At 69.6% G+C, this 24,932-nt stretch carries 26 protein-coding genes; 21 read left to right on the top strand and 5 right to left on the bottom strand.

Annotated features, from left to right (window positions below; all coding sequences use genetic code 11):
- The gene (locus SACXIDRAFT_RS01775) at positions 1-549 is read right to left on the bottom strand and encodes a YceI family protein (protein WP_006236739.1); all 549 of its coding nucleotides are present in this window, start codon (positions 547-549) and stop codon (positions 1-3) included.
- A 98-nt stretch (positions 550-647) separates the two neighbouring features.
- Between SACXIDRAFT_RS01775 and SACXIDRAFT_RS01770 the strand changes: the two genes are divergently transcribed.
- The 5 genes from SACXIDRAFT_RS01770 to SACXIDRAFT_RS01750 all read left to right on the top strand — a co-directional run bounded on the left by SACXIDRAFT_RS01770 (position 648) and on the right by SACXIDRAFT_RS01750 (position 4,551).
- Positions 648-1,178 (top strand): MarR family winged helix-turn-helix transcriptional regulator, encoded by a 531-nt coding sequence (locus SACXIDRAFT_RS01770; protein WP_050986893.1) that lies wholly within the window; start codon positions 648-650, stop codon positions 1,176-1,178.
- A 142-nt stretch (positions 1,179-1,320) separates the two neighbouring features.
- Positions 1,321-1,932, top strand: coding sequence for a phosphatidylinositol phosphate synthase (gene pgsA / locus SACXIDRAFT_RS01765; protein WP_006236737.1), 612 nt, complete (start codon positions 1,321-1,323; stop codon positions 1,930-1,932).
- Complete coding sequence (locus SACXIDRAFT_RS01760) at positions 1,929-2,900, top strand: phosphatidylinositol mannoside acyltransferase (RefSeq protein WP_006236736.1); 972 nt, start codon at positions 1,929-1,931, stop codon at positions 2,898-2,900. Before pgsA ends, SACXIDRAFT_RS01760 begins: the two co-directional genes overlap by 4 nt.
- Positions 2,897-4,042 carry a glycosyltransferase family 4 protein gene (locus SACXIDRAFT_RS01755; RefSeq protein WP_006236735.1) on the top strand — a complete coding sequence of 382 codons (1,146 nt, stop codon included), beginning with the start codon at positions 2,897-2,899 and terminating at the stop codon, positions 4,040-4,042. The genes SACXIDRAFT_RS01760 and SACXIDRAFT_RS01755 overlap by 4 nt, the downstream gene beginning before the upstream one ends.
- Entirely contained in the window at positions 4,039-4,551 is a 513-nt protein-coding gene (locus SACXIDRAFT_RS01750) for a hypothetical protein (protein ID WP_006236734.1), read from the top strand. The genes SACXIDRAFT_RS01755 and SACXIDRAFT_RS01750 overlap by 4 nt, the downstream gene beginning before the upstream one ends.
- A gap of 255 nt (positions 4,552-4,806) precedes the next feature.
- Here the strand turns inward: SACXIDRAFT_RS01750 and SACXIDRAFT_RS01745 are convergent, their stop codons facing one another.
- Positions 4,807-6,948 (bottom strand): elongation factor G-like protein EF-G2, encoded by a 2,142-nt coding sequence (locus tag SACXIDRAFT_RS01745; RefSeq protein ID WP_006236733.1) that lies wholly within the window; start codon positions 6,946-6,948, stop codon positions 4,807-4,809.
- Positions 6,949-7,164: 216 nt separating this feature from the next.
- Between SACXIDRAFT_RS01745 and pdxS the strand changes: the two genes are divergently transcribed.
- Positions 7,165-8,079: a pyridoxal 5'-phosphate synthase lyase subunit PdxS gene (gene pdxS, locus SACXIDRAFT_RS01740; protein WP_006236732.1), complete on the top strand. Its 915-nt coding sequence runs from the start codon at positions 7,165-7,167 to the stop codon at positions 8,077-8,079.
- Positions 8,080-8,177: 98 nt separating this feature from the next.
- Here pdxS and SACXIDRAFT_RS01735 read toward each other — a convergent pair whose 3' ends face one another.
- On the bottom strand, positions 8,178-8,762 hold the full coding sequence (locus tag SACXIDRAFT_RS01735) for a helix-turn-helix domain-containing protein (RefSeq protein WP_006236731.1): 585 nt from the start codon (positions 8,760-8,762) through the stop codon (positions 8,178-8,180).
- A gap of 69 nt (positions 8,763-8,831) precedes the next feature.
- On the opposite strand from SACXIDRAFT_RS01735, the gene SACXIDRAFT_RS01730 reads away from it, so the two are divergent.
- From SACXIDRAFT_RS01730 to SACXIDRAFT_RS01665, 14 genes are all read left to right on the top strand, one after another.
- On the top strand, positions 8,832-9,557 hold the full coding sequence (locus SACXIDRAFT_RS01730) for an AzlC family ABC transporter permease (protein WP_006236730.1): 726 nt from the start codon (positions 8,832-8,834) through the stop codon (positions 9,555-9,557).
- Positions 9,551-9,874: an AzlD domain-containing protein gene (locus SACXIDRAFT_RS01725; RefSeq protein WP_006236729.1), complete on the top strand. Its 324-nt coding sequence runs from the start codon at positions 9,551-9,553 to the stop codon at positions 9,872-9,874. The genes SACXIDRAFT_RS01730 and SACXIDRAFT_RS01725 overlap by 7 nt, the downstream gene beginning before the upstream one ends.
- Before the next feature lie 40 nt (positions 9,875-9,914).
- Positions 9,915-10,556 carry a pyridoxal 5'-phosphate synthase glutaminase subunit PdxT gene (gene pdxT, locus SACXIDRAFT_RS01720; protein ID WP_006236728.1) on the top strand — a complete coding sequence of 214 codons (642 nt, stop codon included), beginning with the start codon at positions 9,915-9,917 and terminating at the stop codon, positions 10,554-10,556.
- 24 nt (positions 10,557-10,580) lie between these two features.
- Entirely contained in the window at positions 10,581-11,330 is a 750-nt protein-coding gene (locus SACXIDRAFT_RS01715) for a YebC/PmpR family DNA-binding transcriptional regulator (RefSeq protein ID WP_006236727.1), read from the top strand.
- 92 nt (positions 11,331-11,422) lie between these two features.
- Positions 11,423-11,962: a DUF4262 domain-containing protein gene (locus tag SACXIDRAFT_RS01710; protein WP_006236726.1), complete on the top strand. Its 540-nt coding sequence runs from the start codon at positions 11,423-11,425 to the stop codon at positions 11,960-11,962.
- A 268-nt stretch (positions 11,963-12,230) separates the two neighbouring features.
- Positions 12,231-12,827 (top strand): crossover junction endodeoxyribonuclease RuvC, encoded by a 597-nt coding sequence (ruvC, locus tag SACXIDRAFT_RS01705; protein WP_006236725.1) that lies wholly within the window; start codon positions 12,231-12,233, stop codon positions 12,825-12,827.
- On the top strand, positions 12,824-13,426 hold the full coding sequence (ruvA, locus tag SACXIDRAFT_RS01700; RefSeq protein ID WP_006236724.1) for a Holliday junction branch migration protein RuvA: 603 nt from the start codon (positions 12,824-12,826) through the stop codon (positions 13,424-13,426). The genes ruvC and ruvA overlap by 4 nt, the downstream gene beginning before the upstream one ends.
- 22 nt (positions 13,427-13,448) lie before the next feature.
- Positions 13,449-14,522 (top strand): Holliday junction branch migration DNA helicase RuvB, encoded by a 1,074-nt coding sequence (gene ruvB, locus SACXIDRAFT_RS01695; RefSeq protein WP_232285366.1) that lies wholly within the window; start codon positions 13,449-13,451, stop codon positions 14,520-14,522.
- 128 nt (positions 14,523-14,650) lie between these two features.
- Positions 14,651-15,091, top strand: a complete 441-nt coding sequence (gene yajC / locus SACXIDRAFT_RS01690; protein ID WP_006236722.1) for a preprotein translocase subunit YajC — start codon at positions 14,651-14,653, stop codon at positions 15,089-15,091.
- Between the two features lie 199 nt (positions 15,092-15,290).
- Positions 15,291-17,093: a protein translocase subunit SecD gene (gene secD, locus SACXIDRAFT_RS01685; RefSeq protein ID WP_006236721.1), complete on the top strand. Its 1,803-nt coding sequence runs from the start codon at positions 15,291-15,293 to the stop codon at positions 17,091-17,093.
- Between the two features lies 1 nt (position 17,094).
- Positions 17,095-18,339, top strand: coding sequence for a protein translocase subunit SecF (gene secF, locus SACXIDRAFT_RS01680; protein ID WP_006236720.1), 1,245 nt, complete (start codon positions 17,095-17,097; stop codon positions 18,337-18,339).
- Positions 18,336-18,863, top strand: coding sequence for an adenine phosphoribosyltransferase (locus tag SACXIDRAFT_RS01675; RefSeq protein ID WP_006236719.1), 528 nt, complete (start codon positions 18,336-18,338; stop codon positions 18,861-18,863). The genes secF and SACXIDRAFT_RS01675 overlap by 4 nt, the downstream gene beginning before the upstream one ends.
- 171 nt (positions 18,864-19,034) lie before the next feature.
- Positions 19,035-21,383 carry a RelA/SpoT family protein gene (locus SACXIDRAFT_RS01670; protein ID WP_006236718.1) on the top strand — a complete coding sequence of 783 codons (2,349 nt, stop codon included), beginning with the start codon at positions 19,035-19,037 and terminating at the stop codon, positions 21,381-21,383.
- A 40-nt stretch (positions 21,384-21,423) separates the two neighbouring features.
- Positions 21,424-22,197, top strand: coding sequence for an enoyl-CoA hydratase/isomerase family protein (locus SACXIDRAFT_RS01665; RefSeq protein ID WP_006236717.1), 774 nt, complete (start codon positions 21,424-21,426; stop codon positions 22,195-22,197).
- 276 nt (positions 22,198-22,473) lie between these two features.
- Here SACXIDRAFT_RS01665 and SACXIDRAFT_RS01660 read toward each other — a convergent pair whose 3' ends face one another.
- Together SACXIDRAFT_RS01660 and SACXIDRAFT_RS01655 are read right to left on the bottom strand one after the other, a co-directional pair.
- Positions 22,474-23,241, bottom strand: coding sequence for an aminotransferase class IV (locus SACXIDRAFT_RS01660; RefSeq protein ID WP_006236716.1), 768 nt, complete (start codon positions 23,239-23,241; stop codon positions 22,474-22,476).
- A gap of 8 nt (positions 23,242-23,249) precedes the next feature.
- A complete protein-coding gene (locus SACXIDRAFT_RS01655; protein WP_006236715.1) occupies positions 23,250-24,116 on the bottom strand; it encodes a peptidylprolyl isomerase in 867 nt (288 codons plus the stop codon).
- Positions 24,117-24,241: 125 nt separating this feature from the next.
- Here SACXIDRAFT_RS01655 and SACXIDRAFT_RS01650 point away from each other — a divergent pair, with 125 nt between their 5' ends.
- Positions 24,242-24,892 (top strand): MBL fold metallo-hydrolase, encoded by a 651-nt coding sequence (locus tag SACXIDRAFT_RS01650; RefSeq protein WP_006236714.1) that lies wholly within the window; start codon positions 24,242-24,244, stop codon positions 24,890-24,892.
- The last annotated feature ends 40 nt before the right edge of the window (positions 24,893-24,932 follow it).

Below are 24,932 nucleotides of genomic sequence, written 5' to 3'. Positions count from 1 at the left end.
TCAGCCCTGGTTCATCGCCTCGATATCGAGTTCGATGACGACCTTGTCGCTGACGACGGCCGTGGGGATGTTGCCGCCGACTCCGAAGTCCGATCGCTTGATCTCGGTGCGGGCCGAGACCCCGAGCACCTTGCCGCCCTCGGTCAGGCCGTCGCCGAAGCCGCCGAGTTCCGCGGTGAGGGTGACCGGCCTGGTGACGCCGCGCAGCGTCAGCTCACCGTCGATGAGGTAGTCGTCGCCGTCGGCGCGGATTCCGGTGGACCGGAAACTCAGCGTGGGATGGTTCTCCACGTCGAGGAAGTCGGTGCTGCGCACATGCTCGTCGCGCTGCTGGTTGGTGGTGTCGATGCTCGCCGCCTGCATGGTCGCCGTCACCGAGGAGCCGAGGATGTTCTCTCCTGTCGTGATTTCCCCGCCGAGTTCGGTGAACCGGCCTCGGACCCTGGTGACGCCGAGGTGGCGCACGACGAAGCTCACGTTGGAGTGCACGGGGTCGATCGTCCAGGTCCCTGCCAGGTAGCCGGGAATGCCGGTGGTGCTCGTGGTCATGGGTGTCCCCTCTGTGGTTGAGCGTTCAAGCGTGCACACTGTAACCGAGAAATGGTTGAGGGCTCAATCAGGTGTGGAGCAGGGCTAGAATGGGTGCTATGCCGACACCTCGCTGGCTCACGGACTCCGAGCAGCGCGTGTGGCGCGACTTCTCGGCCGCCATCGACATGTTGCGCGGCCATCTCGAAGCGCAGCTCCAACGTGACGCCGGCATGCCGGCCACCTACTACGCCGTGCTCGTCGCACTGTCGGAGGCGCCGGATCGTGTGCTGAGGATGAGTGATCTCGCGCTCGCCACGCGCTCCTCCCGGAGCAGGCTCTCGCACGCCGTCGCCCGGATGGAGGCGAATGGCTGGATCAGGCGAGAGGCGTGCCCCACCGACAGGAGGGGGGCGTTCGCCCACCTCACCGACGCGGGGCTCAAGGCCATCCGCGATGCCGCTCCCGGGCACGTCGAGGCTGTGCGCGAAGCGTTGTTCGACGTGCTCACCCCGGAGCAGGTCCGCAGCCTGGGGGAGATCAGTGTGGCGATCAGGCAGCGGTTGACGCCGGAATGCGCCGGGGTGCTGGCGGAGGCCGACGACGCGGGGGAAGACGGGGGGCCCGACCGCGCCGCCGAGCCTGCCTGAACCCGGTCCGGTCGGCTTCACCGGATCGAGGGAGTCACCCAGGACACGTGGGCAGGGGCACGGGACGCCGATGTCGTGGCGGCTCGATAGGGTTTGCTTGCCGAGTTGATCCGCACTCGCCAGCAAGCACCCGTAGGATGAGATGCTCAACATCTTCGCTCGCGCGTCCGTGTCCCGCGTCACCGACCCGATCGGTGCCGCACTGGTGCGCGCCGGGCTGACTCCCAATGCGATGACGCTCATCGGCACAGCCGGCGCCATCGCGGGGGCATTGGTGTTCTTCCCTGCCGGGATGCTCCTCGCGGGCACCTTCGTGGTGTGGGGCTTCGTCATGCTCGATCTGCTGGACGGCGCCATGGCGAGAGCCAAGGGGAGCACGCCGTTCGGCGCGGTGCTCGACGCCACGTGCGACCGGTTGGTGGACGGCGCGGTGTTCGCGGCCATCGCCTGGTGGGCGTTCGCCGTCGCGGACAATCCCAGGGTGGCCGCTGCGGCGCTGCTGTCGCTGGTGCTGGCGCAGGTCATCTCCTACGTCAAGGCCAGAGCGGAGGCGTCCGGGTTCGGCGACGTGGCCAACGGAGGGCTCGTCGAACGGGCGGAGCGGCTGATCATCGCACTCGTCGGAACCGGCTTGCAGGGACTGGGGCTGCCGTACTCCGTCGAGGTGTCCCAGTGGTTGCTCGCCGTGCTCTCGGTGATCACCCTGGCCCAGCGGATCGTGGCGGTGGCGGCAGCGGGGAAGGCGCGACTGTGAACAGGCAGCGGCTCGCGGACTGGGGGTACGCCGCAGGGTGGCGCATGGTGCCGAAGCTGCCGGGCTCCTTCGTTACGACGGCGTTCGCCGTGGGTGCCGACATCGCGGCGCGGCGCGGGGGAGACGGCGCGGCACGGCTGCGCCGCAATCTCGCCAGGGTCGTGCCGCAGGCGGGGCCGGTCGAGTTGGAGGACCTCACACGCAGGGCGATGCGCTCGTACGCGCGGTACTGGCACGAGGCGTTCTGCCTGCCGTCGATGGACGCCGACGACGTGCGCGGCAGGGTGGACGCCACGGGCATCGAGTACCTCGACGCCGCACTCGACGAGGGCAACGGGGCTGTGCTCGCGCTGCCGCACACGGGTAACTGGGATGTCGCCGGTGTGTGGCTGGTCGGCCGCTCCGGCAACTTCACCACCGTGGCCGAGCGGCTGAGGCCGGAATCTCTGTACAAGAGGTTCGTCGCCTACCGGGAGTCGCTCGGCTTCGAGGTCGTTCCCGCCGACGGGAGCATGTCCTTCCGGATGCTGCTGCGGCGGTTGCGTGAGAACAAGGTGGTGTGCCTCGTCGGCGACCGCGACGTCACCGGCTCCGGTGTGCCCGTGACGTTCTTCGGAGAGAAGGCACCGTTTCCCGTCGGTCCCGCCCGTCTGGCGCTGAGTACCGGAGCCGCGCTGCTTCCGGTGGGCTGCTGGTTCACGGACGGAGGCTGGGCCGTGCGGATCCACCCCAGGATCCGGGTCAGCCATCGCGAGGAGGTGCCCGCCGCGACCCAGGCGCTCGCGGACGTCTTCGCCGGGGACATCGCGGCACATCCCACGGACTGGCACATGCTCCAACCGTTCTGGTTCGCCGACCGCGAGAGCGAGGACGGCGAGAATGGCAAGGGCGGCAAGGGCGGCAAGGACTCCGGTCAGGACCGCACCGGCGCCGACGGCGTCGAGCAGGGTGAGCGGAGCGCGTCATGAGGGTCGGCATCGTGTGCCCGTACTCCTTCGACGTGCCGGGCGGCGTGCAGGGGCACATCGTGGACCTGGCGAAGGCTCTGCGTTCGCTTGGGCACGCCGTGTCGGTGCTCGCGCCGGGGGACGACGACAGCAACGCCTTCCCCGAGTTCGTTCAGCCTGCGGGCCGGGCCCTCGGCATCCCCTACAACGGTTCGGTGGCGCGGTTGCAGTTCGGGCCCGTCTCCTACGCGCGGGTACGGCGCTGGCTGCGTGAGCACGACTTCGACGTGCTGCACCTGCATGAGCCGACCGCGCCCAGCCTCTCGCTGCTCGCGTTGACGGTCGCGGAGGGCCCCATCGTCGCGACGTTCCACACCTCGACGCCGAGGTCGCGCACGCTGGCGGCCTTCGAACCGGTGCTGCGTCCGCTGCTGGAGAAGGTGACCGCCCGCATCGCCGTGTCGGCGCTCGCCCGGCGGGTGCAGGTCGAGCACCTCGGCGGTGACGCCGTGGAGATCCCGAACGGCGTGGACGCCGGGTTCTTCGCTGCCGCCGAGCCGCTGGAGGGTTACCCGCGCGAGGGCGGCACGATCGGGTTCGTCGGCCGCTACACCGAACCCCGCAAGGGCATGGGTGTGCTGCTCGACGCGCTGCGACTGCTGGCTCCCGACCTGCCCGCGCTGCGGCTGCTGGTGGTCGGCGGGGGCGAGGCGGAGACGCTGTACCGGCAGGCGGGGCCCGAACTCGCAGGCAGGATCGATCTGCTCGGGCAGGTGGACGACGCCACCAAGGCGAGGGCGCTGCGCAGCGTGGACGTCTACTGCGCGCCCAACACCGGTGGCGAGAGTTTCGGGATGATCTTGACCGAGGCCATGGCCGCGGGCACGCCCGTGGTGGCCAGTGCGCTGGACTCGTTCCGCAGGGTGCTCGACGACGGCCGTGCCGGGATGCTGGTGCCAACCGGCGACGCGGCCGCGCTGGCCGGCGCCCTGCGCGGGTTGATCGGCGACCCGGTGCGCAGGGCCGCGCTGTCGGACGCGGCAGGGGAGCATGTCGCGCGCTACGACTGGCGCACCGTCGTGCGGCAGGTCGTCCGTGTCTACGAGACGGCCATCGCGGCCGACCCGCGCAAGGTCCGCGCCAGGAGCGACGCGCTGCGATGACCACATTGCTGGTGGCGCTGGCGCTCACCGCGGCTCTGGTGATGGCGGTCGCGTTGTGGCTGGTCGCGACGGCGAACCGGCTCGACCGCCTGCATGTGCGCATGGACGCGGGCTGGGCCGCGCTCGACGCGGCGCTCGCGCGGCGCGCCGTCGTGGCCAGGACGGTGGCCGCGAGCGCGATCGAAGGCGAGGAGGCGAGGTCTCTGCGTGCCGCGGCCGACGCGGCTGAGTCCGCTCCCCGGCCCGAACGCGAACCCGCAGAGAACGAGCTCACGCGCAGGCTCGCCGACGTGGACAGGGCGAGGCTGCCCGCCGGGCTGGCCGACGAACTGGCCGACGCCGAGGAGCGGGTGGTCATCGCGCGCCGCGTCTACAACGACGCGGTACGGGACACACTGGCGTTACGCCGCCGCCGGAGGGTGCGGTACTTCCGCCTCGCGGGGACGGCGCCCCGCCCCGAGTACTTCGAGATCGCCGAGCCGGACCTCACCGCCGACCGAAGTCCCTGACCCCGAAACCCCGTGTCCGCACTTCCTGCACGTGTGTTGGCACTCGCTGCGCGTGTGTTGGCACTTCTCGTACTCGTGTCCGCAGTTCCTGCGCGCGTGTTCGCAGTTGCTGCACGTGTGTCCGCAGTCGCTGTGTGTCCGACGGTTTCCTACGGGTGTCTGTGCCTGAACTGCCGTTGTCTGCGGGCCGAGCCTTGTGTCCGAGCACGTGCACCAGGTGCGGACACGCGTGCGCCAGGTGCGGACACGGGTGCGTCAGGCCTTCGCCTTGGCTCGGTCGGGCGCAGGGGTCCGGTGGGGGGACGGCTCGTAGCGGGCGTGGCGGCGGGTGAAGCTCGCCCGCCCCGACGTGAGCCCGCGCAGCTGCACCGCATACTTGACCAGCTCCTCCGCGGGGACCTCCGCGCGGACGATGCTATGCCCTCCCGCGACCGACTCGGTGCCGAGCACTCGCCCTCGCCGTGCCGAAAGGTCGCCGAGCACGGCGCCGAGATACGCGTCGGGCAGCCGGACGACGACCTCGTCGAGCGGTTCGAGTGTCACGAGCCCCGCCTTGGCCGCGGCGTCCTTCACGGCGAGTGCGCCCGCCGTCTGGAACGCGGCGTCGGAGGAGTCCACGCTGTGTGCCTTGCCGTCGAACAGGGTCACGCGCACATCGACGACGGGGTCGTCGTTGCCGATGCCCTGCTTCAGCTGAGCCAGCGCGCCCTTCTCCACGCTGGGGATGAACTGGTGAGGGACGACCCCGCCGACGGTGCGGTTGACGAACTCCACTCCGGCACCGCGTTCGAGCGGCTCCACCGACACGTCACACACCGCGTACTGACCGTGCCCTCCCGACTGCTTGACGTGGCGCCCGTGCCCGTCGGCCGAGGTGGCGAACGTCGCGCGGTGGCTGATCCGCACAGGCTCGACCGTCACCTCCGCGCCACCGGCGCGCAGTTGGGAGAGCACCACCTCGGCGTGGGCTTCACCCATGCACCACAGCACCAGTTGGTGGGTGTCCGCGTTGCGCTCCAGCCGCAGCGTGGGGTCACCCGCGACGAGCCTCGCCAGGTTGCGGGCGAGCGCGTCCTCGTCGCTGCGGGTCTGCGCGGCGACGGCGACGGGAAGCAGGGGTTCCGGCATCTGCCACGGCTCGATGAGCATCGGATCGCCGGGGTCCGACACCGTGTCGCCGGTCTCGGCCGAGGTGAGTTTCGTGAGCGCGCACACATCGCCGGCCACGCAGTGCGGGACCTCGCGGAGGGTCGCTCCGAGTGGGGAGTACAGGTGGGCGACACGTTCGTCGGCGTCGTGGTCGGCGTGCCCCCTCTCGGCGAGGCCGTGGCCGCTGACGTGCACGGGTCGTTCCGGCGAAAGCGTGCCCGAGAACACTCTGGCCAGCGACACCCTGCCCACGTAGGAATCGACGGACGTGTGCACGATCTCGGCGGCGAGCGGGCCGTTCGGATCGGGCGAGAGCCGGGGCAGGGGGACGCCGTCCGGGGTGGTGGCGGCAGGCGGTGCGTGTTCCAGCGGTGAGGGGAACGCGTGGGCGATGCCGTCGAGGATCTCGGCCGTACCGACACCGGTCTCCGCGCACGCGGGGATGACGGGATGAAAGGTGGCCCTGGCCACGGCCTTCTCGAGGTCGTCGATCAGGACGTCGTCGGAGACCGGTTCCCCCGCGAGGTAGCGGTCCATCAGGCTCTCGTCCTCGCTTTCGGCGATAACGCCCTCGATGAGCGCGTCGCGGGCGGCACGCAGGCGCTCGGCATCCTCCGGCCCAGGGTCGGAAAGCTGCGGCGGGTGGCCGTTCGCGTAGTCGTAGCGGCGGCGGGTGACCAGGCCGATCAGGGCGGGGTCGCCGCCCTGAGCAGGCAGGTACAGCGGGAGCACACTTGCCCCGAACGCCTCCTGGCAGGCCGCGATCGTCGCCTCCACGTCGGCGCGTGCGTGGTCGAGCCGGGACACGACGACGGCGCGCGGAAGACCGGCGACGGCGCACTCCTCCCACAGTGACACCGTGGCGCTGTCCACTCCGTGGCCCGCGCTCACGACGAACAACGCGGCGTCGGCCGCACGGAGACCGGCACGAACCTCCCCCACGAAGTCGGCGTACCCGGGGGTGTCGATGAGGTTGATCTTGACATCGCCGTGGACGACCGGTGCGACGGCGAGGCTGACCGATCGTTGCTGGCGGATGGCGGCCTCGTCGTGGTCGCACACGGTGGTGCCCTCCACGACGGATCCCGCTCTGTTGACGGCGTGCGCGGCGACCAAGAGGGCCTCGGTCAGGGTGGTCTTCCCCGAGCCGGAGGGCCCGACGAGCGCGACGTTGCGTACCCTGCCGGGTTCGTCCACGACGAACCCGGCCGCCGTGCCTCCGCTGGTCCTGGAGTTCTTGTCGGCCATGGCGGCCTCCTGCGGGTGGCGGTGTGTGCTCCGTGCTTTCGAGCACACACCCGATCGGCGCGGGTGGCAAGACGGGCGGCGCGGCGACCGGGGACGGCGTCCAGACGCCGGTGAAGTGGACTTCCGAAATAGGTGGTCAATGGCCACCCTCAGGGGTCCACGTCCGACTTACGCTGGGGCCGTCAACCCCGGAAAACCCTGTTGAGAGGTACTGCCGTGTCGAACGCCCAGCCCAGTGAGTCCGCCGAGCCCAGGACCGGCACCGCGCGTGTGAAGCGCGGGATGGCGGAGATGCTCAAGGGCGGCGTCATCATGGACGTCGTCACGCCGGAGCAAGCCAAGATCGCCGAAGACGCCGGCGCGGTCGCCGTCATGGCGCTGGAGCGCGTGCCCGCCGACATCCGCGCGCAGGGCGGCGTGGCCCGCATGAGCGATCCCGACCTGATCGACGGCATCATCTCGGCGGTCTCGATCCCGGTGATGGCGAAGGCGAGGATCGGCCACTTCGTCGAGGCGCAGGTGCTCCAGTCGCTCGGTGTCGATTACATCGACGAGTCGGAGGTGCTCACCCCCGCCGACTACGCCAACCACATCGACAAGTGGTCGTTCACGGTGCCGTTCGTGTGCGGCGCGACCAACCTCGGGGAGGCGTTGCGGCGCATCAACGAGGGTGCCGCGATGATCCGGTCCAAGGGCGAGGCCGGCACCGGCGACGTGTCCAACGCGACCACACACATGCGCCGCATCCGCAGCGAGATCCGCACGCTGTCGGCGTTGCCCGAGGACGAACTCTACGTGGCGGCCAAGGAGATGCAGGCTCCGTACGAGCTGGTGAGAGAGGTGGCCGAGACGGGCTCGCTGCCCGTGGTGCTCTTCACGGCTGGCGGCATCGCCACCCCCGCCGACGCGGCGATGATGATGCAGCTCGGTGCCGAGGGAGTGTTCGTCGGCTCCGGCATCTTCAAGTCGGGCGATCCCGCCCGGCGCGCCGAGGCCATCGTGAAGGCCACCACCTTCCACGACGACCCGGATGTCCTCGCGAAGGTCTCGCGGGGACTCGGTGAGGCGATGGTGGGCATCAACGTCGATGACGTGCCCGCGCCACACCGGCTCGCCGAACGCGGCTGGTGACGCGCGTGTGGCCTGCCTCGCGGGGCGGGCCACACGGGAACGGCGAAGGCCCGGGGTGCGGCGAGCTCGGCCCGCTCTCTGGCAGGCGCCGAGGCGCCTCAGGTCTGTTCGGAGATCAGCACGGCCATGGTTCCGGCCTCCAGTGCCCTGAACACGTGCGCTACGTCGCCGGGGTAGGCGATGTAGTCACCCGGCTCCAGTTCCACCGGGTCGTCAACGGGGCCGGCGAGTGCTCGCCCGCCGCTCAGCACGAGGTGTTCCACGATGCCGGGCAGGTGCGGGTCCGACTCCCTTGGCCTGCCCGGCTCGGCCTGGATGAGATAGACGTCGCGGCGGCTGTGCGGTGGGGAAGGTGAGAGCAGGGTGGCGATGTAGTCGGCGCGCTCGGCGGAGAACCGAGGGCCTTCTCCCGCTCGCACCACCTGGACGCGGGGTTTGACCGGTTCGACGAGCCGGGCGAACGGTACCCCGAGCGCGGTGCTGAGCGCCCAGATCGTCTCGACGCTCGGATTACCGGTGCCCGACTCCAACTGGGAGAGGGTCGATTTGGCGATTCCGGCCCTTCTGGCGAGTTCGGTGAGCGACAGCCCGGCCCGCTGCCGCTCACGGTGCAGCGAAGCGGCGATGGCCGCGAGGGGTGCCCCGGATTCACCGGCATTTCGGTTGTCCCTGGTCTCCGTCATGTTGTTCGCTCCACAAGTCTGTTTGTTCGGCTTGACGAACGCGCTGTCGTGTGTTCAGTATAGAAGGCGATGCGTTCGATATGGCGAACTTTGGATCGCGACCTCGTGCGTGACATCGCGCTGGTCTGCCTCGCCGACACTCTCGTCGGTCTCTCCTTCGGGGCCATCACCGTCGGTGCCGGGCTGCCGCTGTGGTTGCCGATGCTGCTGTCGGTGGTGGTCTTCGCCGGTGCTGCCCAGTTCATGTTCGTGGGGCTGGTGGCCTCCGGTGGCAACCCGATCGCCGCCGTGGTCGCCGCACTGCTGATCAACGCGCGCCACGTTCCTTTCGGCTTCGCGGTCGCCGACCTCCTCGGCAGGAGCTGGGCGAGCCGCTTGCTCGGCACCCACTTGATGATCGACGAGACGGTCGCGTTCGCGCTCGCCCAGCGCGAGACCGAGCGCCGCAGAGCCGCGTACTGGGCCTGCGGGATCGGGCTCTTCGTCACCTGGAACCTCGGCGTGGTGGCCGGTGCCGTGGTCGGCACCACCGTCGGCGACACCGCCGCGCTCGGGCTCGACGCCGCATTCCCGGCCGTGCTGCTCGCGCTGGTGCTTCCCGCGCTGCGCGACGCCGGCACCCGCAGAGCTGTGCTTGTCGGCGTCGCCGCCGCACTGGCCAGCGCGCCGTTCGTCCCCGCAGGGCTGCCTGTGCTGTTCGGGCTCGTCGGCGTGCTCGCCGCCCTGCGCACCCGGCACGACGAAGGCGAGGCAGGCCAGCCCGTTCGCGCAGGAGAGGACACGACCTCGTGCTGACCGCCACCTCACTGCTCGCCGCCACCGCCGTGCTCGGCGCGGGCACGTTCGCGTTCCGTGCCGCGGGCCCTGTCCTGAAGGCCAGGGTGAGGCTGTCGCCGAGAGCCGAGAAGCTGTTCGCCGTGTCGGCCGTGGTGCTGCTGGCCTGCCTGGTCGCGACATCGTCGCTGGTGGAAGGGTCGGAGTTCGCGGGGTGGGCCCGGCCCGCCGGTGTCGCCGTCGGTGGTGCGCTGGCCTGGAAGAAGGCGCCGTTCGTGCTCGTCGTGCTGGCCGCGGGGGCGACGGCGGCGGGACTGCGACTGCTGGGCGTGCCCTGATCGCCGCCGCTTTCTCGAATGCCACTAGGCTTGACCAGCAATGATCGCGGGAAAGGTGACGCACGTGCCGCAGCAACCCCTCGTCGGCGTTCTCGCCCTGCAAGGCGACGTGCGTGAGCACGCGGCCATGCTGCGGCGCGCCGGTGCGCGGGTCGTCGAGGTACGCCGGGTTTCCGAGCTGGCCGAGGTCGATGGCCTCGTGCTTCCCGGAGGTGAGTCCACCACGATGTCCCGCCTTCTCGACACCTTCGACCTGCTCGACCCGTTGCGGCAGCGGATAAGGGACGGGCTGCCGGTGTTCGGCTCCTGTGCCGGGATGGTCCTGCTGGCGCGGCAGGTGCTGGACGGAAGGCCCGACCAGCATCAGCTCGGCGCGCTCGACGTCGTCGTCCGGCGCAACGCGTTCGGGCGGCAGGTCGATTCGTTCGAGGCCGACGTGGACGTCGCGGGTGTCGAAGGGTCCTTCCATGCCGTTTTCATCCGGGCTCCCTGGGTGGAGAAGGCAGGAAGCGAGGTCGAGGTGCTCGCCACGGTGGGCGACGCCACAACCCCCGGCTCGGCTGCCGATAGGATCGTGGCCGTCCGGCAGGGGAGGGTGCTCGCCACCGCGTTCCATCCCGAGCTGACCGGCGACGAACGGATTCACCGTCTGTTCGTTCGCACCGTGTCCGAGGTCGCGTAGACGCGAAAGAGAGTTGGAGGAGAGATGAGCGGCCACTCCAAGTGGGCCACCACCAAGCACAAGAAGGCCGCCCTCGACGCCAAGCGTGGCAAGCTGTTCGCGAAACTCATCAAGAACATCGAGGTCGCCGCGCGAACCGGCGGGGGTGACCCCGAAGGTAACCCCACCCTGTACGACGCCATCCAGAAGGCGAAGAAGAACTCCGTCCCGCAGGACAACATCGAGCGGGCGCGCAAGCGCGGCGCGGGCGAGGAGGCGGGCGGCGCCGACTGGCAGAACATCACGTACGAGGGTTACGCGCCGGGCGGTGTCGCGGTGCTCATCGAGTGCCTGACCGACAACAAGAACAGGGCGGCGTCCGAGGTGCGTACCGCGCTGACCCGCAACGGCGGCTCGCTGGCCGACCCCGGTTCGGTGGCGTACCTGTTCAACCGCAAGGGCGTCGTCCTCATGCCCAAGAACGACCTCTCCGAGGACGACGTGCTGATGGCGGTACTCGACGCGGGCGCGGAGGAGGTCAACGATCTCGGCGAGAACTACGAGATCATCTCCGAGGCCGGTGACATGGTCGCCGTGCGGACGGCGTTGCAGGAGGCGGGCTACGACTACGAGTCGGCCGACATGAACTTCCTGCCTTCGGTCAACGTGCCGCTGGACGCCGACAACGCACGGAAGGTCTTCCGGCTGATCGAGGCACTGGAGGACTGCGACGACGTGCAGAACGTCTACTCCAACTTCGACGTCAGCGACGAGGTACTCGCCGAGGTCGGCTGAACCGGACCGTGGGAGGCGGGACACGGCGGGTGCTGGACGGCGCGGGAGACGCGCGGCATGCCTGTCGTGTCCGTGCCCGGTGATGCGGCACAATGTCGGCCGTGACTGCGGACACCGTCATCGACAACGACCACGAACCGGATTCTGACCAGCGCCTGAGGGAGTGGATCGTCGCGCAGGCGGAGCAACGCGGTAACGCGGTGGTCGCCGTGCCTGCCGACGAACGCGGTGCGGGATACGCCTTCACGGTCTGTGCGTGGGCCATGCACGGTATTCCGGAGGCGGTCGTGGTCGGGCTTCCCCAGGAGATGGCGACGGTGCTGCTGGACGCCTATGTGGACCGTGCCGCGACGGGGGAGAGGTTCACTCACGGCGGGCTCTACGACGACTTCTTCGACGGCGTGCCCGTGACGTTCGAGAAGGTGGCACAGGGGCACTATCCGGAGTTCTTCGGCAGTGCGTTCCTCGTCTATCCCGAGGGAGACTTCCCCGCGGTGCAGATCATCGTTCCGACGCCGGACGGGTTCTGGCCGTGGAGCGAGGGCGCACCCGAGGGGTTCGCGCAATGGCAGCCGGTGCTCACGGTGAGCGGGGAACCGGAGAACTGGACGCCCGGCGTCAACGGCCCCTGAATCCACATCGGACTCCCGCCGTGTCCGCACCTCTCGCGCGGGCGTCGGCACTTCCCGCGCCGTGTCCGCACTTCTCGCACGCGTGTTGGCACCTCCCGCGCGTGTTTGCGCCGTGCGGTGCCAACGCCCGTACATAGACTGCGGACACGGAACGGGGCGTCTCGCGTGGGACGACGCCGGGGGCGGCGGCGTGTTCTCCTGCGGAGCGGACGGGGTGGGACGGTAGCCTTCGACATCGAACTGATGTTCGCGGGAAAGGACTGACCTCGTGCGCGTGCTGGGTGTTGACCCCGGGTTGACCCGGTGCGGCCTCGGGGTCGTGGACGGCGGGCTGGGCCGGTCCGTGTCCTGCGTGGCCGTGGACGTGGTGCGAACCCCTGTCGATGCCGCCCTCCCGCGACGGCTGTTGCAGGTCAGCGAGGCGGTGGACGCCTGGCTCGACACCCACACCCCGGAGGTCGTGGCGATCGAGCGGGTCTTCAGCCAGCACAACGTCCGCACCGTCATGGGCACGGCCCAGGTCAGCGGCGTGGTGGCGGTCTGCGCGGCCCGGCGGAACCTCCCCGTCGCGTTTCACACGCCGAGCGAGGTGAAGGCCGCGGTGACGGGTTCGGGCCGTGCCGACAAGGCGCAGGTGACCACGATGGTGACCCGGCTCCTGCGGTTGGCGAAGGCGCCGAGCCCCGCGGACGCCGCCGACGCGCTCGCCCTCGCGATCTGTCACTTGTGGAGGGAGCCGATGCGGGCCCGGCTGGCTGAGGCCGAGGCGAAGGCGGCGGAGCTGGCCCGCACCCACAGAGCAAGGCTGGCCGAGGCGGCGGCACGGCGGCGTGACGACAGGACAGGGACGGGATTGACATCATGATCTCCTCGGTACGCGGTGAGGTGCTGTCGGTGGGGCTCGATCACGCGGTGATCGAGGTCGGCGGCGTGGGATTCGCCGTCCAGGCGGTTCCCGCCACGCTCGCGACGCTTCGCAGGGGCACGGAGGCGCACCTCCACACGACACTCGTGGTGCGGGAGGACGCGCTGACCCTGTTCGGGTTCGCCGACGCGGACTCCCGGGAACTGTTCGGGCTGCTCCAGACGGTGTCGGGCATCGGTCCCCGGCTCGCGCTCGCGGCGCTCGCGGTGCTGGAGCCCGAGAAACTGCGGCTCGCGTTGTCGGACGGCAACATCACGATGCTCACCCAGGTGCCCGGCATCGGCCGCAAGGGCGCGGAACGGCTGATCATCGAACTGCGCGACAAGGTATCCGCGCCGTTGTCCGGCGGCGATGGGCAGGTGGAGTCGCGCGCGGCGGGTAACGCGGTGCGCGCGGACGTGGTCGAGGCGCTGGTGGGCCTCGGCTTCACGGCGAAACAGGCGGAACAGGCCGTGGACAGGGTGGCGACGCCCGACGCGCCCGGCGACACGTCCCGGATGCTGAGGGCGGCTCTGGCCGTGCTCGGCAGGAAGAAGTGAGGCCAGCGGCGTGCACGACGACATGACCGAGCAGCACTGGGATGCCGACCCTGTCTCGGTCGAGCCTCCGCTGTCGGCGGTGGTTCAGACGGGGGAGCGCGAGGTCGAGACAGCTCTGCGGCCACGGAGACTGTCCGAGTTCGTCGGCCAGCCACGCGTTCGCGAGCAGTTGGAACTGGTGCTGGAGAGCGCGCGCAGGCGCAGGGTCGCTCCCGACCACGTCCTGCTCTCCGGCCCTCCGGGGCTGGGCAAGACGAGCCTTGCCATGATCATCGCCGCGGAACTCGACGCCGCCATCCGCATCACGTCGGGTCCCGCGCTGGAGCGGGCAGGCGATCTCGCCGCGATGCTGTCGAACCTCGCCGAGGGCGACGTGCTGTTCATCGACGAGATCCACCGCATCGCCAGGCCCGCCGAGGAGATGCTGTATCTCGCGATGGAGGATTTCCGCGTTGACGTCGTGGTGGGCAAGGGGCCCGGCGCCACGAGCATCCCGCTGGAGATCCCGCCGTTCACGCTCGTCGGGGCGACGACGCGCTCGGGTGCGCTCACCGGACCGCTGCGCGACCGGTTCGGGTTCACGGGACAGATGGAGTTCTACAGTCCTGCCGAGCTGGAGCAGGTGCTCCGGCGCTCGGCGTCAATTCTCGGCATCGACATCGACGTCGAGGGCAGCGCCGAGATCGCCCGGCGCTCACGAGGGACGCCGCGTATCGCCAACCGGCTGCTGCGCCGGGTCCGCGACTACGCCGAGGTGCGCGCCGACGGCGTGGCCACGTTGCCGGTCGTGCGGGCCGCGCTTGAGGTGTACGACGTGGACGAACTCGGCCTCGACCGGCTCGACAGGGAAGTGCTCGGCGCGCTGGTGCGGTCCTTCAACGGCGGGCCGGTCGGCGTGTCCACCCTCGCGGTCGCCGTCGGCGAGGAGCCCACCACGGTCGAAGAGGTGTGTGAGCCGTATCTCGTGCGTGCGGGTATGCTCGCGCGGACGCCACGGGGCCGGGTCGCCACCGGGTTGGCGTGGGAACACCTCGGGCTGCGGCCTCCCGACAACACGGGAGGGCTTGACGCCACGTCGCAGTCCCTGTTCGACTAAGGGGATGCCGAGGTGTGCGCCACCGGTGCTCGATTTCTCATCAGCACCTGGCACACTCGAAAACAGCACATCCGGACACAACTCGGACGTCACGCTCCACCACAGGCGGCGTCTGCGAATGGAGAACCATGGACGGCCTTATCCTGCCGCTGCTGTTGATGCTCGTCGTCGCGCTGCCGCTCATCCTGAGCACGCGCAAGCAGAAGAAGCTCATGGCCGAGCAGCAGGAGATGCAGAGCAGCCTGACCGCGGGTGACCGCGTGATGACCACATCAGGTCTGTACGCGACGGTCGCCGACGCGAGCGACGACACCACCATCGACCTGGAGATCGCCGAGGGCGTGGTGACGACCTGGCTGCGTCAGGCCGTGCGTGAGCGCATCGTGCCGACCACCGACTCCGAGATGGCCGACACGGACACGTCGGAGGACGACGAGGAGACCGTCACGGCGACCCCCGCCTCGGACTCCACGGCGGAGGACTCGAAGGACGGGAACGGCTCGGCCGATGCCGAGAAGGCAGGCGCGGACGCGCAGGTGGCCTCTTCCGTCGAGCACGGCAAGAAGTAACCCGGCCTCGTCAACCACACCGCGCACCGTGGCGGGAGGCGTGCGCCGTGAGCGTTGCCCGATCCGCCAGCGCGGGTAGTGTGTGGCGCTCGCCCAGCCCCGAGTAAGGTCTCGGTGCTGGGCGCGTTCGCTACCTCGCGGTGTGTGACCCGCCTGCGACTCGTCAAGCCGTCGGACCATTCGAGGAGAGCGACCGACCGTGGCACCTCCGGCCGGGCAGATTCGCCCGGGACGCTACTTCGCGTTTTTCGTCGTGATCGTCGCCGCGTTGTATTCGCTGGTGTTCTTCACCGGCGACGGCAACGCGGCACCCAAGCTCGGAATCGACCTCAAGGGCGGGACACGGGTCACCCTGACGGCGAGGACGCCGGACGGTTCCGAACCGTCGCGGGAGCAACTTCAGCAGGCTCGCCAAATCATCGAGAACCGGGTGAACGGCATCGGCGTCAGCGGTGCCGAGGTCGTGCTCGACGGCAGCAACGTCGTCATCACGGTCCCCGGCGACCAGGGCGAGCAGGCGAAGACGCTTGGGCAGACGGCGAAACTGGGCTTCCGTCAGGTCATCGCGGCGGTCCCCGCGGGGCAGGCCGGGATGCAGCAGCCGGACGCAGGCGCTGACGCGGGTACGACGCCGGGAGAGGGCCAGGAATCCGAGAAGAAGCCCGGCGGCGAGGACTCCGGCACGTCGGGCGGTGACGGCGCTTCCGGTGATGGGGACTCCGGTACCTCCGGCGGTGAGGACGCTTCCGGCGACCAGGGCGGCGGTGGCAGCCCGGCAGGCGGCGTTCCCGCGCAGCAGCCCGGCGGCGACGACGACAAGGGCGATGGTCAGACGCTCCAGGAAGAGGCCGCCGAGGAGATCCGGAAGGCCAAGGAGTGGCGGCAGAACCCGGCGCTCGTGCCCGCGGACCCCACCGACCCGGCCGCGATGCAGCTCGCGCAACAGGCGCAGCAGGAGGCGTTGTCACGGCTGACCTGTGACGCGCGGGGGCTGGACCCACTGGCGGGCAACGACGACCCGAAGCTCCCGCTCGTCGCGTGTGACCAGGACGGCACCGAGAAGTACGTTCTGTCGCCGGTGTTCCTCCAGGGCACCGCCATCGACGACGCCTCGTCGGTCTACAACACGCAGGAGGGCGGCTGGGTCGTCAACCTGTCGTTCACCAGACAGGGCGCGGACACGTGGGCCGACTTCACCACACAGAACATCGGTCAGCGCGCGGCGTTCGTGCTCGACACCGAGGTGGTCTCGGCTCCGACGATCAACCAGGCCATCGCGGGTGGTGACACCCAGATCACCGGTCAGTTCACGCAGGCCGAGGCGAAGAACCTGGCAGACGTCCTCAAGTACGGCTCGCTTCCGCTGTCGTTCGAGTCCTCCGACGCCACCACGGTGTCGGCGACACTGGGGCTCGCGACCCTGGAGGCCGGTCTCATCGCGGGCGCCGTCGGCCTGGCACTGGTGTTCGTGTACTGCCTGTTCTACTACCGCATTCTCGGCGTGCTCACAATCCTGTCGCTCGCGCTCTCCGCGCTCATCGTCTACGCGGTGCTGGTCCTGCTCGGACGGTGGATCGGGTACACGCTCGACATCGCGGGCGTCGTCGGCTTCATCGTCTCCGTCGGTGTCACCGCCGACTCCTTCGTCGTCTACTTCGAGCGGTTGAAGGACGAGATGCGTGAAGGCAGAACGTTCCGATCGGCCGTCCCGAGGGGCTGGGAGAAGGCGCGGAGGACGATTCTCGCCTCCGACGCGGTCATGTTCCTCGCCGCGGCGGTGCTGTATGTGCTCGCGGTGGGCGAGGTGAAGGGTTTCGCCTTCACCCTCGGTCTTTCCACGGTGCTGGACCTGATCGTGGTGTTCCTCGTGACGCACCCTCTTGTGGCGATGGTGTCCCGGTCGAAGAAGCTGTCGAGTCCCAAGCTCTCCGGTCTCGGTGCGGTGCAACGCATCGGCGAAGGCCGTCGAGCCGCGGTTCGCACTGCCGTGAAGGAGGCGTGACGTGGCGAAGCCCGAGACGACCACGAACGCAGCATCCGATACACCCGTGAAGCAATCGGTCTTCCATCGCCTCTACACCGGCACCGGCGCGTTCGACATCGTCGGTCACCGCAAGCGGTGGTTCGTCTTCTTCGGCGCCCTGGTGATCGCCTGTTTCGCCACGATGGGCGTGAAGGGATTCAACTTCGGCATCGAGTTCGAGGGCGGAACCCAGATCCAGCTCCCGGCGACCGGTGCGGACGGACCGATCACCACCCGCGAGGCCGGTGATGCCTTCGCCGAGGTCATGGGCACGAACCCGGCCCAGACCCAGCAGGTCGGGGTCGGTGAGTCGGCCGCCATTCAGTTGCGGTCGGAGACTCTGGAACCGAACGAGGTCCAGGAGGTCAAGCAGGCCCTGTTCGAGCGGCTCCAACCGCTCGACGCGTCGGGAACGCCGAGCCAGCAGGTGATCAGCGACAGCAGGGTGAGCGCGACCTGGGGCGGCGAGATCTCCCGGCAGGCCCTGATCGCCCTCGCGGTGTTCCTCGTGCTGGTAGCGATCTTCCTCGTCCTCTACTTCGAGACGTGGATGGCCGTCTCGGCACTGGTCGCTCTGCTGCACGACGTCGTGGTCACAGCGGGTATCTACGCTCTGGTGGGCTTCGAGGTGACACCGGCCACCGCCATCGGGCTGCTGACGATCCTCGGCTACTCGCTGTACGACACCGTGGTGGTGTTCGACAAGGTCAAGGAGAACACCCGGGGCATCCTCAACCTGACGCGCCGCACCTACGCCGAGGCCGCGAACCTCGCCCTGAACCAGACGCTGATGCGCTCGATCAACACGTCCGTCATCGCGCTTCTGCCCGTGGTGGGCTTGCTGGTGATCGGATACCTGCTGCTCGGCTCGGGCACGCTGCAGGACCTCGCGCTGGTGCTGCTCACCGGCATGCTCGCGGGAACCCTGTCCTCGGTGCTCCTCGCCACGCCGATGCTGGTGGCGTTCAAGATGCGGGACCCCCGCTACCGCAAGCAGGCGGAGAAGGTGCGGGCTCGCAGGGAGAACCAGGCTCGCAAGCTCGGTGTCGAGGGTGGTGCGGAGGCGGACCTCGCCGACGACTTCAATCCCGGTGACGACGAGCAGCTCGCCGCCGAATTGCGCCGCGAGAAGGCGTACGCCGCCGCGGCAAGCGTGCCGGCGCGGCACCCGAAGGCGGGGCAAGAGCGGCGTGGCGCACGCCCGACGGGGAAGCGGAAGCGGTGAGCGGCAGCGAACTCGACCGGGCGCTCGACCTCATCGTCGAGATTCCGGACTTCCCGGAACCCGGCGTGCTATTTCGCGACCTGACGCCTCTCTTCGGCGATGCGAAGGCCTTCGCCCGCGTCATCGAGGCGCTCGGCGAGGAGGTCGGCGACGGTGTTGACCGGCTCGCCGCCGTCGAGGCCAGGGGGTTCGTGCTGGCAGCGGCGCTCGGCTACGCCAGAGGACTCGGGGTGGCGCTGGTCCGCAAGCCGGGCAAGCTGCCGGACGTCGCGGGCCGCGTTGACTACGCCCTGGAGTACGGCACGGCGACGCTGGAGTTGCCCACAGGCTCGGTGCGGGAGGGGGAGCGCGTCGCGATCGTGGACGACGTCCTCGCCACGGGCGGCACGGTGGCCGCCACAGCCGAACTGCTCCGCAGCGCGGGCGCCGTCGTGACGGGGGTCTCTGTGGTGCTGGAGCTGGAAAGCCTGAATGGCCGCTCGCTGCTCGGCGCCGTGCCCGTGCACGCGCTGCGCGCGGTCTGACCTTCGGCTCACCCGCACCCCGCGGATCGTGGGGTGAGAATCGAGGCATCCGGCCTGATCCCGGTGCCCGCTGTCGGCGTACCGCCCTTTCCGGTGCGCCCGCAGGCATAGCCCGGGCGTGTGGCGCGTTACGCTTGACGTCATCAGTCGCGTGACGAGCTGGAGGTGCGGGTGAGCCAGGAGCTTGATTCCGTGGTCGCTGCCCGTTCGGACGCCGGCGCGCCGACCCAAGCCGGCCAGGAGGCAGCGCCAGGGGCCACCGTGCGCGCGCCGTCGGCCACCCGGCGAGTTCGTGCCAGGCTGGCGCGCCGCATCACCGCGCAGCGGCCCGCGCCGGTGAAGCAGGTTCTCGAACCGCTGGCCGTCATCCACCGCGAACTGCATCCGAGCGCCGACCTGGCGTTGTTGCAGCGTGCCTACGACGTGGCGGAGGAGCTGCACCGCGACCAGCGTCGTAAATCCGGCGACCCCTACATCACACATCCACTCGCGGTCGCCACGATCCTGGCCGAACTGGGGATGGACACCACCACGCTCGTGGCGGCGTTGCTGCACGACACCGTGGAGGACACCGGCTACTCGGTGGAGCAGCTCACCGACGAGTTCGGCGAGAAGGTCGCCCAGCTCGTCGATGGGGTCACCAAACTCGACAAGGTCAAGCTCGGCACCGCGGCCGAGGCGGAGACCATCCGCAAGATGGTCATCGCGATGGCCCGTGACCCGAGGGTGCTGGTCATCAAGCTCGCCGACCGCCTGCACAACATGCGCACCATGCGTTTCCTGCCGCCGGAGAAGCAGGCACGCAAGGCGAAGGAAACCCTGGAGGTACTCGCGCCGCTGGCCCACCGCCTCGGCATGGCCACGGTCAAATGGGAGCTGGAGGACCTCGCGTTCGCGATCCTCCAGCCGAAGAAGTACGACGAGATCGTGCGGCTGGTGGCCGATCGGGCTCCGTCCAGGGACACCTACCTGCGGTGGGTCATCGGGGAGCTGACCCGCCAGCTTGAGGAGTCCCGCCTCAGCGCGAAGGTGGAGGGACGGCCCAAGCACTACTACTCCATCCATCAGAAGATGATCGTGCGTGGCCGCGACCTCGACGACATCCACGACCTGGTCGGTGTGCGGATCCTGGTGGACGAGGTGCGTGACTGCTACGCCGCCATGGGCGTCGTGCACGCGCTGTGGCAGCCGATGCCGGGGCGGTTCAAGGACTACATCGCCCAGCCGCGGTTCGGTGTGTACCAGTCACTGCACACCACGGTGATCGGGCCGGACGGCAAGCCGCTGGAAGTGCAGATCCGCACCCACGAGATGCACCGCACCGCCGAGTACGGCATCGCGGCGCACTGGCGCTACAAGGAGACGAAGGGCACGCATCGCGGCAACGCCGTGGACATCGACGAGATGGCGTGGATGCGCCAGCTCCTCGACTGGCAACGGGAGGCCGCCGACCCCGGCGAGTTCCTCGAATCGCTGCGGTATGACCTCGCCACCCGCGAGATCTTCGTCTTCACCCCGAAGGGCGACGTGATCACGTTGCCGGTGGGATCGACCCCGGTGGACTTCGCCTACGCCGTGCACACCGAGGTCGGGCACCGCTGCATCGGCGCGAGGGTCAATGGCAGGCTCGTCGCGCTGGAACGCAAACTCGACAACGGCGAGGTCGTCGAGATCTTCACCTCCAAAGCCGAGGGCGCGGGGCCCAGCCACGACTGGATGGCGTTCGCCGCGTCGCCGAAGGCCAAGGCGAAGATCCGGCAATGGTTCGCCAAGGAACGCCGCGACGAGGCCATCGAAGCAGGTAAGGAGGCCATCGCCAAGGAGGTCCGCAAGATCGGCCTTCCGCTTCAGCGGCTGGTGTCCGCCGACACGATGGGCGCGGTCGCCAAGGAACTGCGGCACTCCGACATCAGCTCCCTCTACGCCGCCGTCGGCGAGCACCAGGTCGGCGCCAAGCACGTCGTGCAGCGACTGGTGGCGCTCATCGGGGGAGTCGAGGAGGCGGAGGAGGAACTCGCCGAACGCGCGACGCCGTCCACCGTCACTCGCAGGCGGGGAACCGGTGACGTCGGCGTGGTGGTGAAGGGCCAGACCGACGACATCTGGACCAAGCTCGCGCGCTGCTGCACACCCGTGCCCGGCGACGACATCCTCGGATTCGTGACCAGGGGTGGAGGCGTCAGCGTGCACCGCACGGACTGCACCAACGCCGACGAACTCCGCAAGCAGCCGGAGCGGCTGCTCGATGTCGAGTGGGCGCCGACGGAGTCGTCGGTGTTCCTCGTGGCGATCCAGGTCGAGGCACTCGACCGGCACCGGCTGCTGTCCGACATCACCAAGGTGCTCGCCGACGAGCGTGTCAACATCCTCTCGGCGTCCGTCACGACCTCGCGCGACCGCGTCGCGGTCAGCCGGTTCACGTTCGAGATGGGCGATCCCAAACACCTGGGCCACGTGCTCAAGGTGGTTCGCAACGTCGAGGGCGTCTACGACGTCTACCGCGTGACCTCGGCCTCGTGACACTCCGGACGGTGTGCCGGACACCGTACTGTGCCTGATCATGAGCGACGGGATCGAGTTCCACACCCACAGCGAGATCGCCAGGCTGGTGCTCGCGCGGCCGGAGAAGATGAACGCCATCAGCCACAGCATGTGGTCGGCGATCCCCGACGTGGTCGCGAAGGTGGAGGCCGACCCCGCCGTGAAGGTGCTGGTGCTGACGGGGGAAGGCACCCACTTCTCGGCGGGGGCCGACATCGGCGAGTTCAGAGCACTGCGGTCGAGCGCGGACGGTGCGGCGGCCTACGACGAGGCGGTGACCTCGGCGGTGCGGGCGCTGGCCACCATGCGCAAACCGAGCATCGCGATGATCCACGGCAACTGCATCGGCGGCGGGTGCCAGCTCGCGGTGGCGTGTGACATCCGGTTCGCCGCGACGAACGCGCGGTTCGGCATCACCCCAGCGAAGCTCGGCATCGTGTACGACTTTCTGTCCACCCGGCAGCTCGTCGCGCTCGTGGGGCCGGCGAACGCGCGGTATCTGTTGCTGTCGGGGCAACTCGTGGACGCGGGCCGCGCCGAGCGGATGGGGCTCGTCAATGAGGTGGTCGAACCGGGCGAGCTGGATCGGATCACGACCGAGTTCGCGCGCACGGTGTGTTCTCGTTCCCAGGTGTCGGTCAGGGGCATGAACGAGATCGTCGAACGCATCCTCGCGGGGCAACGCGATTCCGACGCCGAGGTGGAACGCATCCGCAGCGATGCGGTGCACAGCGCCGACTACGCGGAGGGTGTCGCCGCGTTCCTGGAGCGCCGCCCGCCCCACTTCGCCTGACCACCGTGTCCGCACTCTGTGCACGGGTTTTTGCACCCTGTGCGCGGGAGAGTGCGGTTTTGGCACGGCATGTGCGGTCTGCTCACCTGCGTTGGCAGGTCAAGACGTGCGTGTCGGCAGTGCGCGCACCTGTGTCTGTGCTGGACGGCGAGCCGCTGCGGTCCCCGGGCGGTGCGGGAGGTGCGGACACGGGTGCAGGAAGTGCGGACACGCGTGCGGGAAGTGCGGACACGCGTGCGGGAAGTGCGGACACGCGTGCGGGAAGTGCGGACACGGTCACACGGGTTCGGGTGGATTCGTGTCGTAAGCCCGGCGTAACAGGGACATCCACTCGTCGTCGAGGGGGAGTGCCACGTCATCGACAGCCGAGACGGGGCGGAGGAGGCTGCCCGCGTTGGCGACGAACGCGGCACGGAAGGTGCCGACGTCCGCGACGGGAACCGGTCGCTGCTCCACCCGCACCTCGAACCCGGTCAGCCCTCGGGTGAGCAGCTGTTGCGTGACACCGGGAAGGACCGGAGCGTCCGGCCACACGACGGTGCCCTCGGGGTCGAGGAAACCGATCGTGCACACCGAGGTCTCGCCGATGTGGCCGTCGCCGGTGACGAAGAGCGCGTCGTCGAACCCGGCGCGCCGCGCGGCGCGGGCGTGGAAGTGTTGGGCGAACGTCCCCGTGTGTTTGATCTCGGGTAGCGCGCGCAGGGCCCGCACGGTGCGCAGCCGTACCGCTGGCGGCGCACCGCCAGCCTCCCGCAGCGTGACCAGCACGTCGGCGGTGTCGGCGAACGGCGAGCCGACCAGCGTGATCCTCGCGATGACCGTGCCGCGAGCCGGCACGGCACGGCGCAGGCACTCTCGCACGAACCCAGTGTCCAGGTCGGCGTCGAATACGCGCCGATGGGCGTCGGCAAGGCGCGCGAGGTGATCGGCAAGGCCGCGCGCCGTGCCGTCGGCGACCCGCAGTGTCGTGAAGTGGCCGTACCCGCCGACGGCGGAGGCGAGGTGCTCCACCGTGGCGGGACGGCCGTTGAGCTGCGCGGTCACCTGCGTCGTTACGCCTTGACGGTCACGTCGGTGAAGGTCACCTCGGTGTTGGGCTTGCCGCCTCCCGGGCTCGGGTCGAAGCTGCCGTCGTGGCCCGCTCGCGCGATCTCGTCGATCACCTTGAGCCCCTCGTCGTCGATGGTGCCGAACACCGTGTAGCTCGGGGGCAGCGGCGCGTCACCGTAGACCATGAAGAACTGGCTGCCGTTGGTGTCGGGTCCGCTGTTGGCCATCGCGAGGATGCCCCGGCCGTAGGTGAGGGAGTCGAACGTCTCGTCGGCGAACGTGTAGCCGGGGCCGCCGGTGCCCTGCCCCGTCGGGTCGCCGCACTGGAGCATCTGGAGGCCCTCCGTGCCGATCCGGTGGCAACCGGTGTCGGTGTAGTAGCCCTCCTTCGCCAGGTGCACGAAGCTGTTGACCGTGCACGGCGCGAGAGCCCTGTCGAGGTCGAGCCCGATGTCGCCGACGTTGCTGTGCAACGTGACCTTGACGGTGCCCTCGGACGGCACGTCCTTGCCGTCGGGCACCGGCACGTCCTTGGCCGCGTCCCCGGACTTCGAGTACTCGCACGACGTCGGGTTGGGCAACGCCTTCGTGCGGGAGGCCGGTTCGACGCGCTCGGTGGGGATCTGGATGTCCGCGCCGTTTCCGGCGGGGGCCGACGCCGGCGGCGAAGCTGCGGAATCGGTGCCGTCGGCTTCGCTGTCGCCGCCGCGTGTGGCCAGGACCACGATGAGTCCGGCGACGACCACCACGGCGCCCACCGTGACGCCGACCCCGACGATCCTGCGGCGCTTCGCCCGTTCGGCACGACGAGCGAGTTGCCGTTCGAGCTTGCGTTTCGCGGCCTCGCGGCGCTGCTGGTTGGTCGCCACCTGCCCTCCCCTGAGTCGTCTCTACACTCCCGCTGCGGGTGGCGGCAGTCTATGGGCACTGTCTGTGAAGAACCTGTGCAGGGGCGGCTAGGGTGAGACCGGTCCCAGATCCGGAGGTGTTGGCCGTGCTCGTCGTCGGGTTCCCGGCAGGCGATCTCGCGGCGAACTGCTACCTGGTCGCTGCCGGTCCTGGCCGCGAGTGCGTCGTCGTGGACCCGGGGGAGGGAGCCGGGGACGGCGTGGCCCGCGCGTTGCGTGAGCACGATCTGACACCGGCCGCCGTGCTCGCGACACACGGCCACCACGACCACGTCGCCACCGCCGCGCTGCTGGCGGGTGAACACTCGGTCACCGTCCACATCAGGCAGGAGGACCGGCATCTGCTCACCGATCCGGCCCCTGCTCCCGGCCGTGGTGATCCGGGAACGGCGATCACGGTGACGTCGCCGCAACCGCCGTCCGTCGAACTCCTGCGGGAGGGGCCGCTGGAGCTGGCGGGGTTGCGGATCGAGGTGCTGCACACGCCGGGACACACGCCAGGTTCGGTGATCTTCGGGTTCCGCTCCGAGGAGGGCGGGAGGCTGGCGCTGACGGGCGACACGCTGTTCGCGGGGTCCGTGGGGCGAACGGACCTGCCGGGCGGCGACCCCGCCGCGCTGGCGGAATCCCTGCGCACCACAGTCCTGGCGTTGCCCGGCGACACGGTGGTGCTGCCGGGGCATGGCGGCAGCACCACGATCGGCCGCGAAAGGGCGGGCAACCCGTTCCTGACCTGACGGCGGCGACAGCCGGAGGGCAAGGGAGGCAGACGATGAG

Origin of the sequence: Saccharomonospora xinjiangensis XJ-54, assembly GCF_000258175.1 — a bacterium.
GTDB lineage: Bacteria > Actinomycetota > Actinomycetes > Mycobacteriales > Pseudonocardiaceae > Saccharomonospora > Saccharomonospora xinjiangensis.
This window is presented reverse-complemented; position numbering and strand designations above follow the sequence as displayed.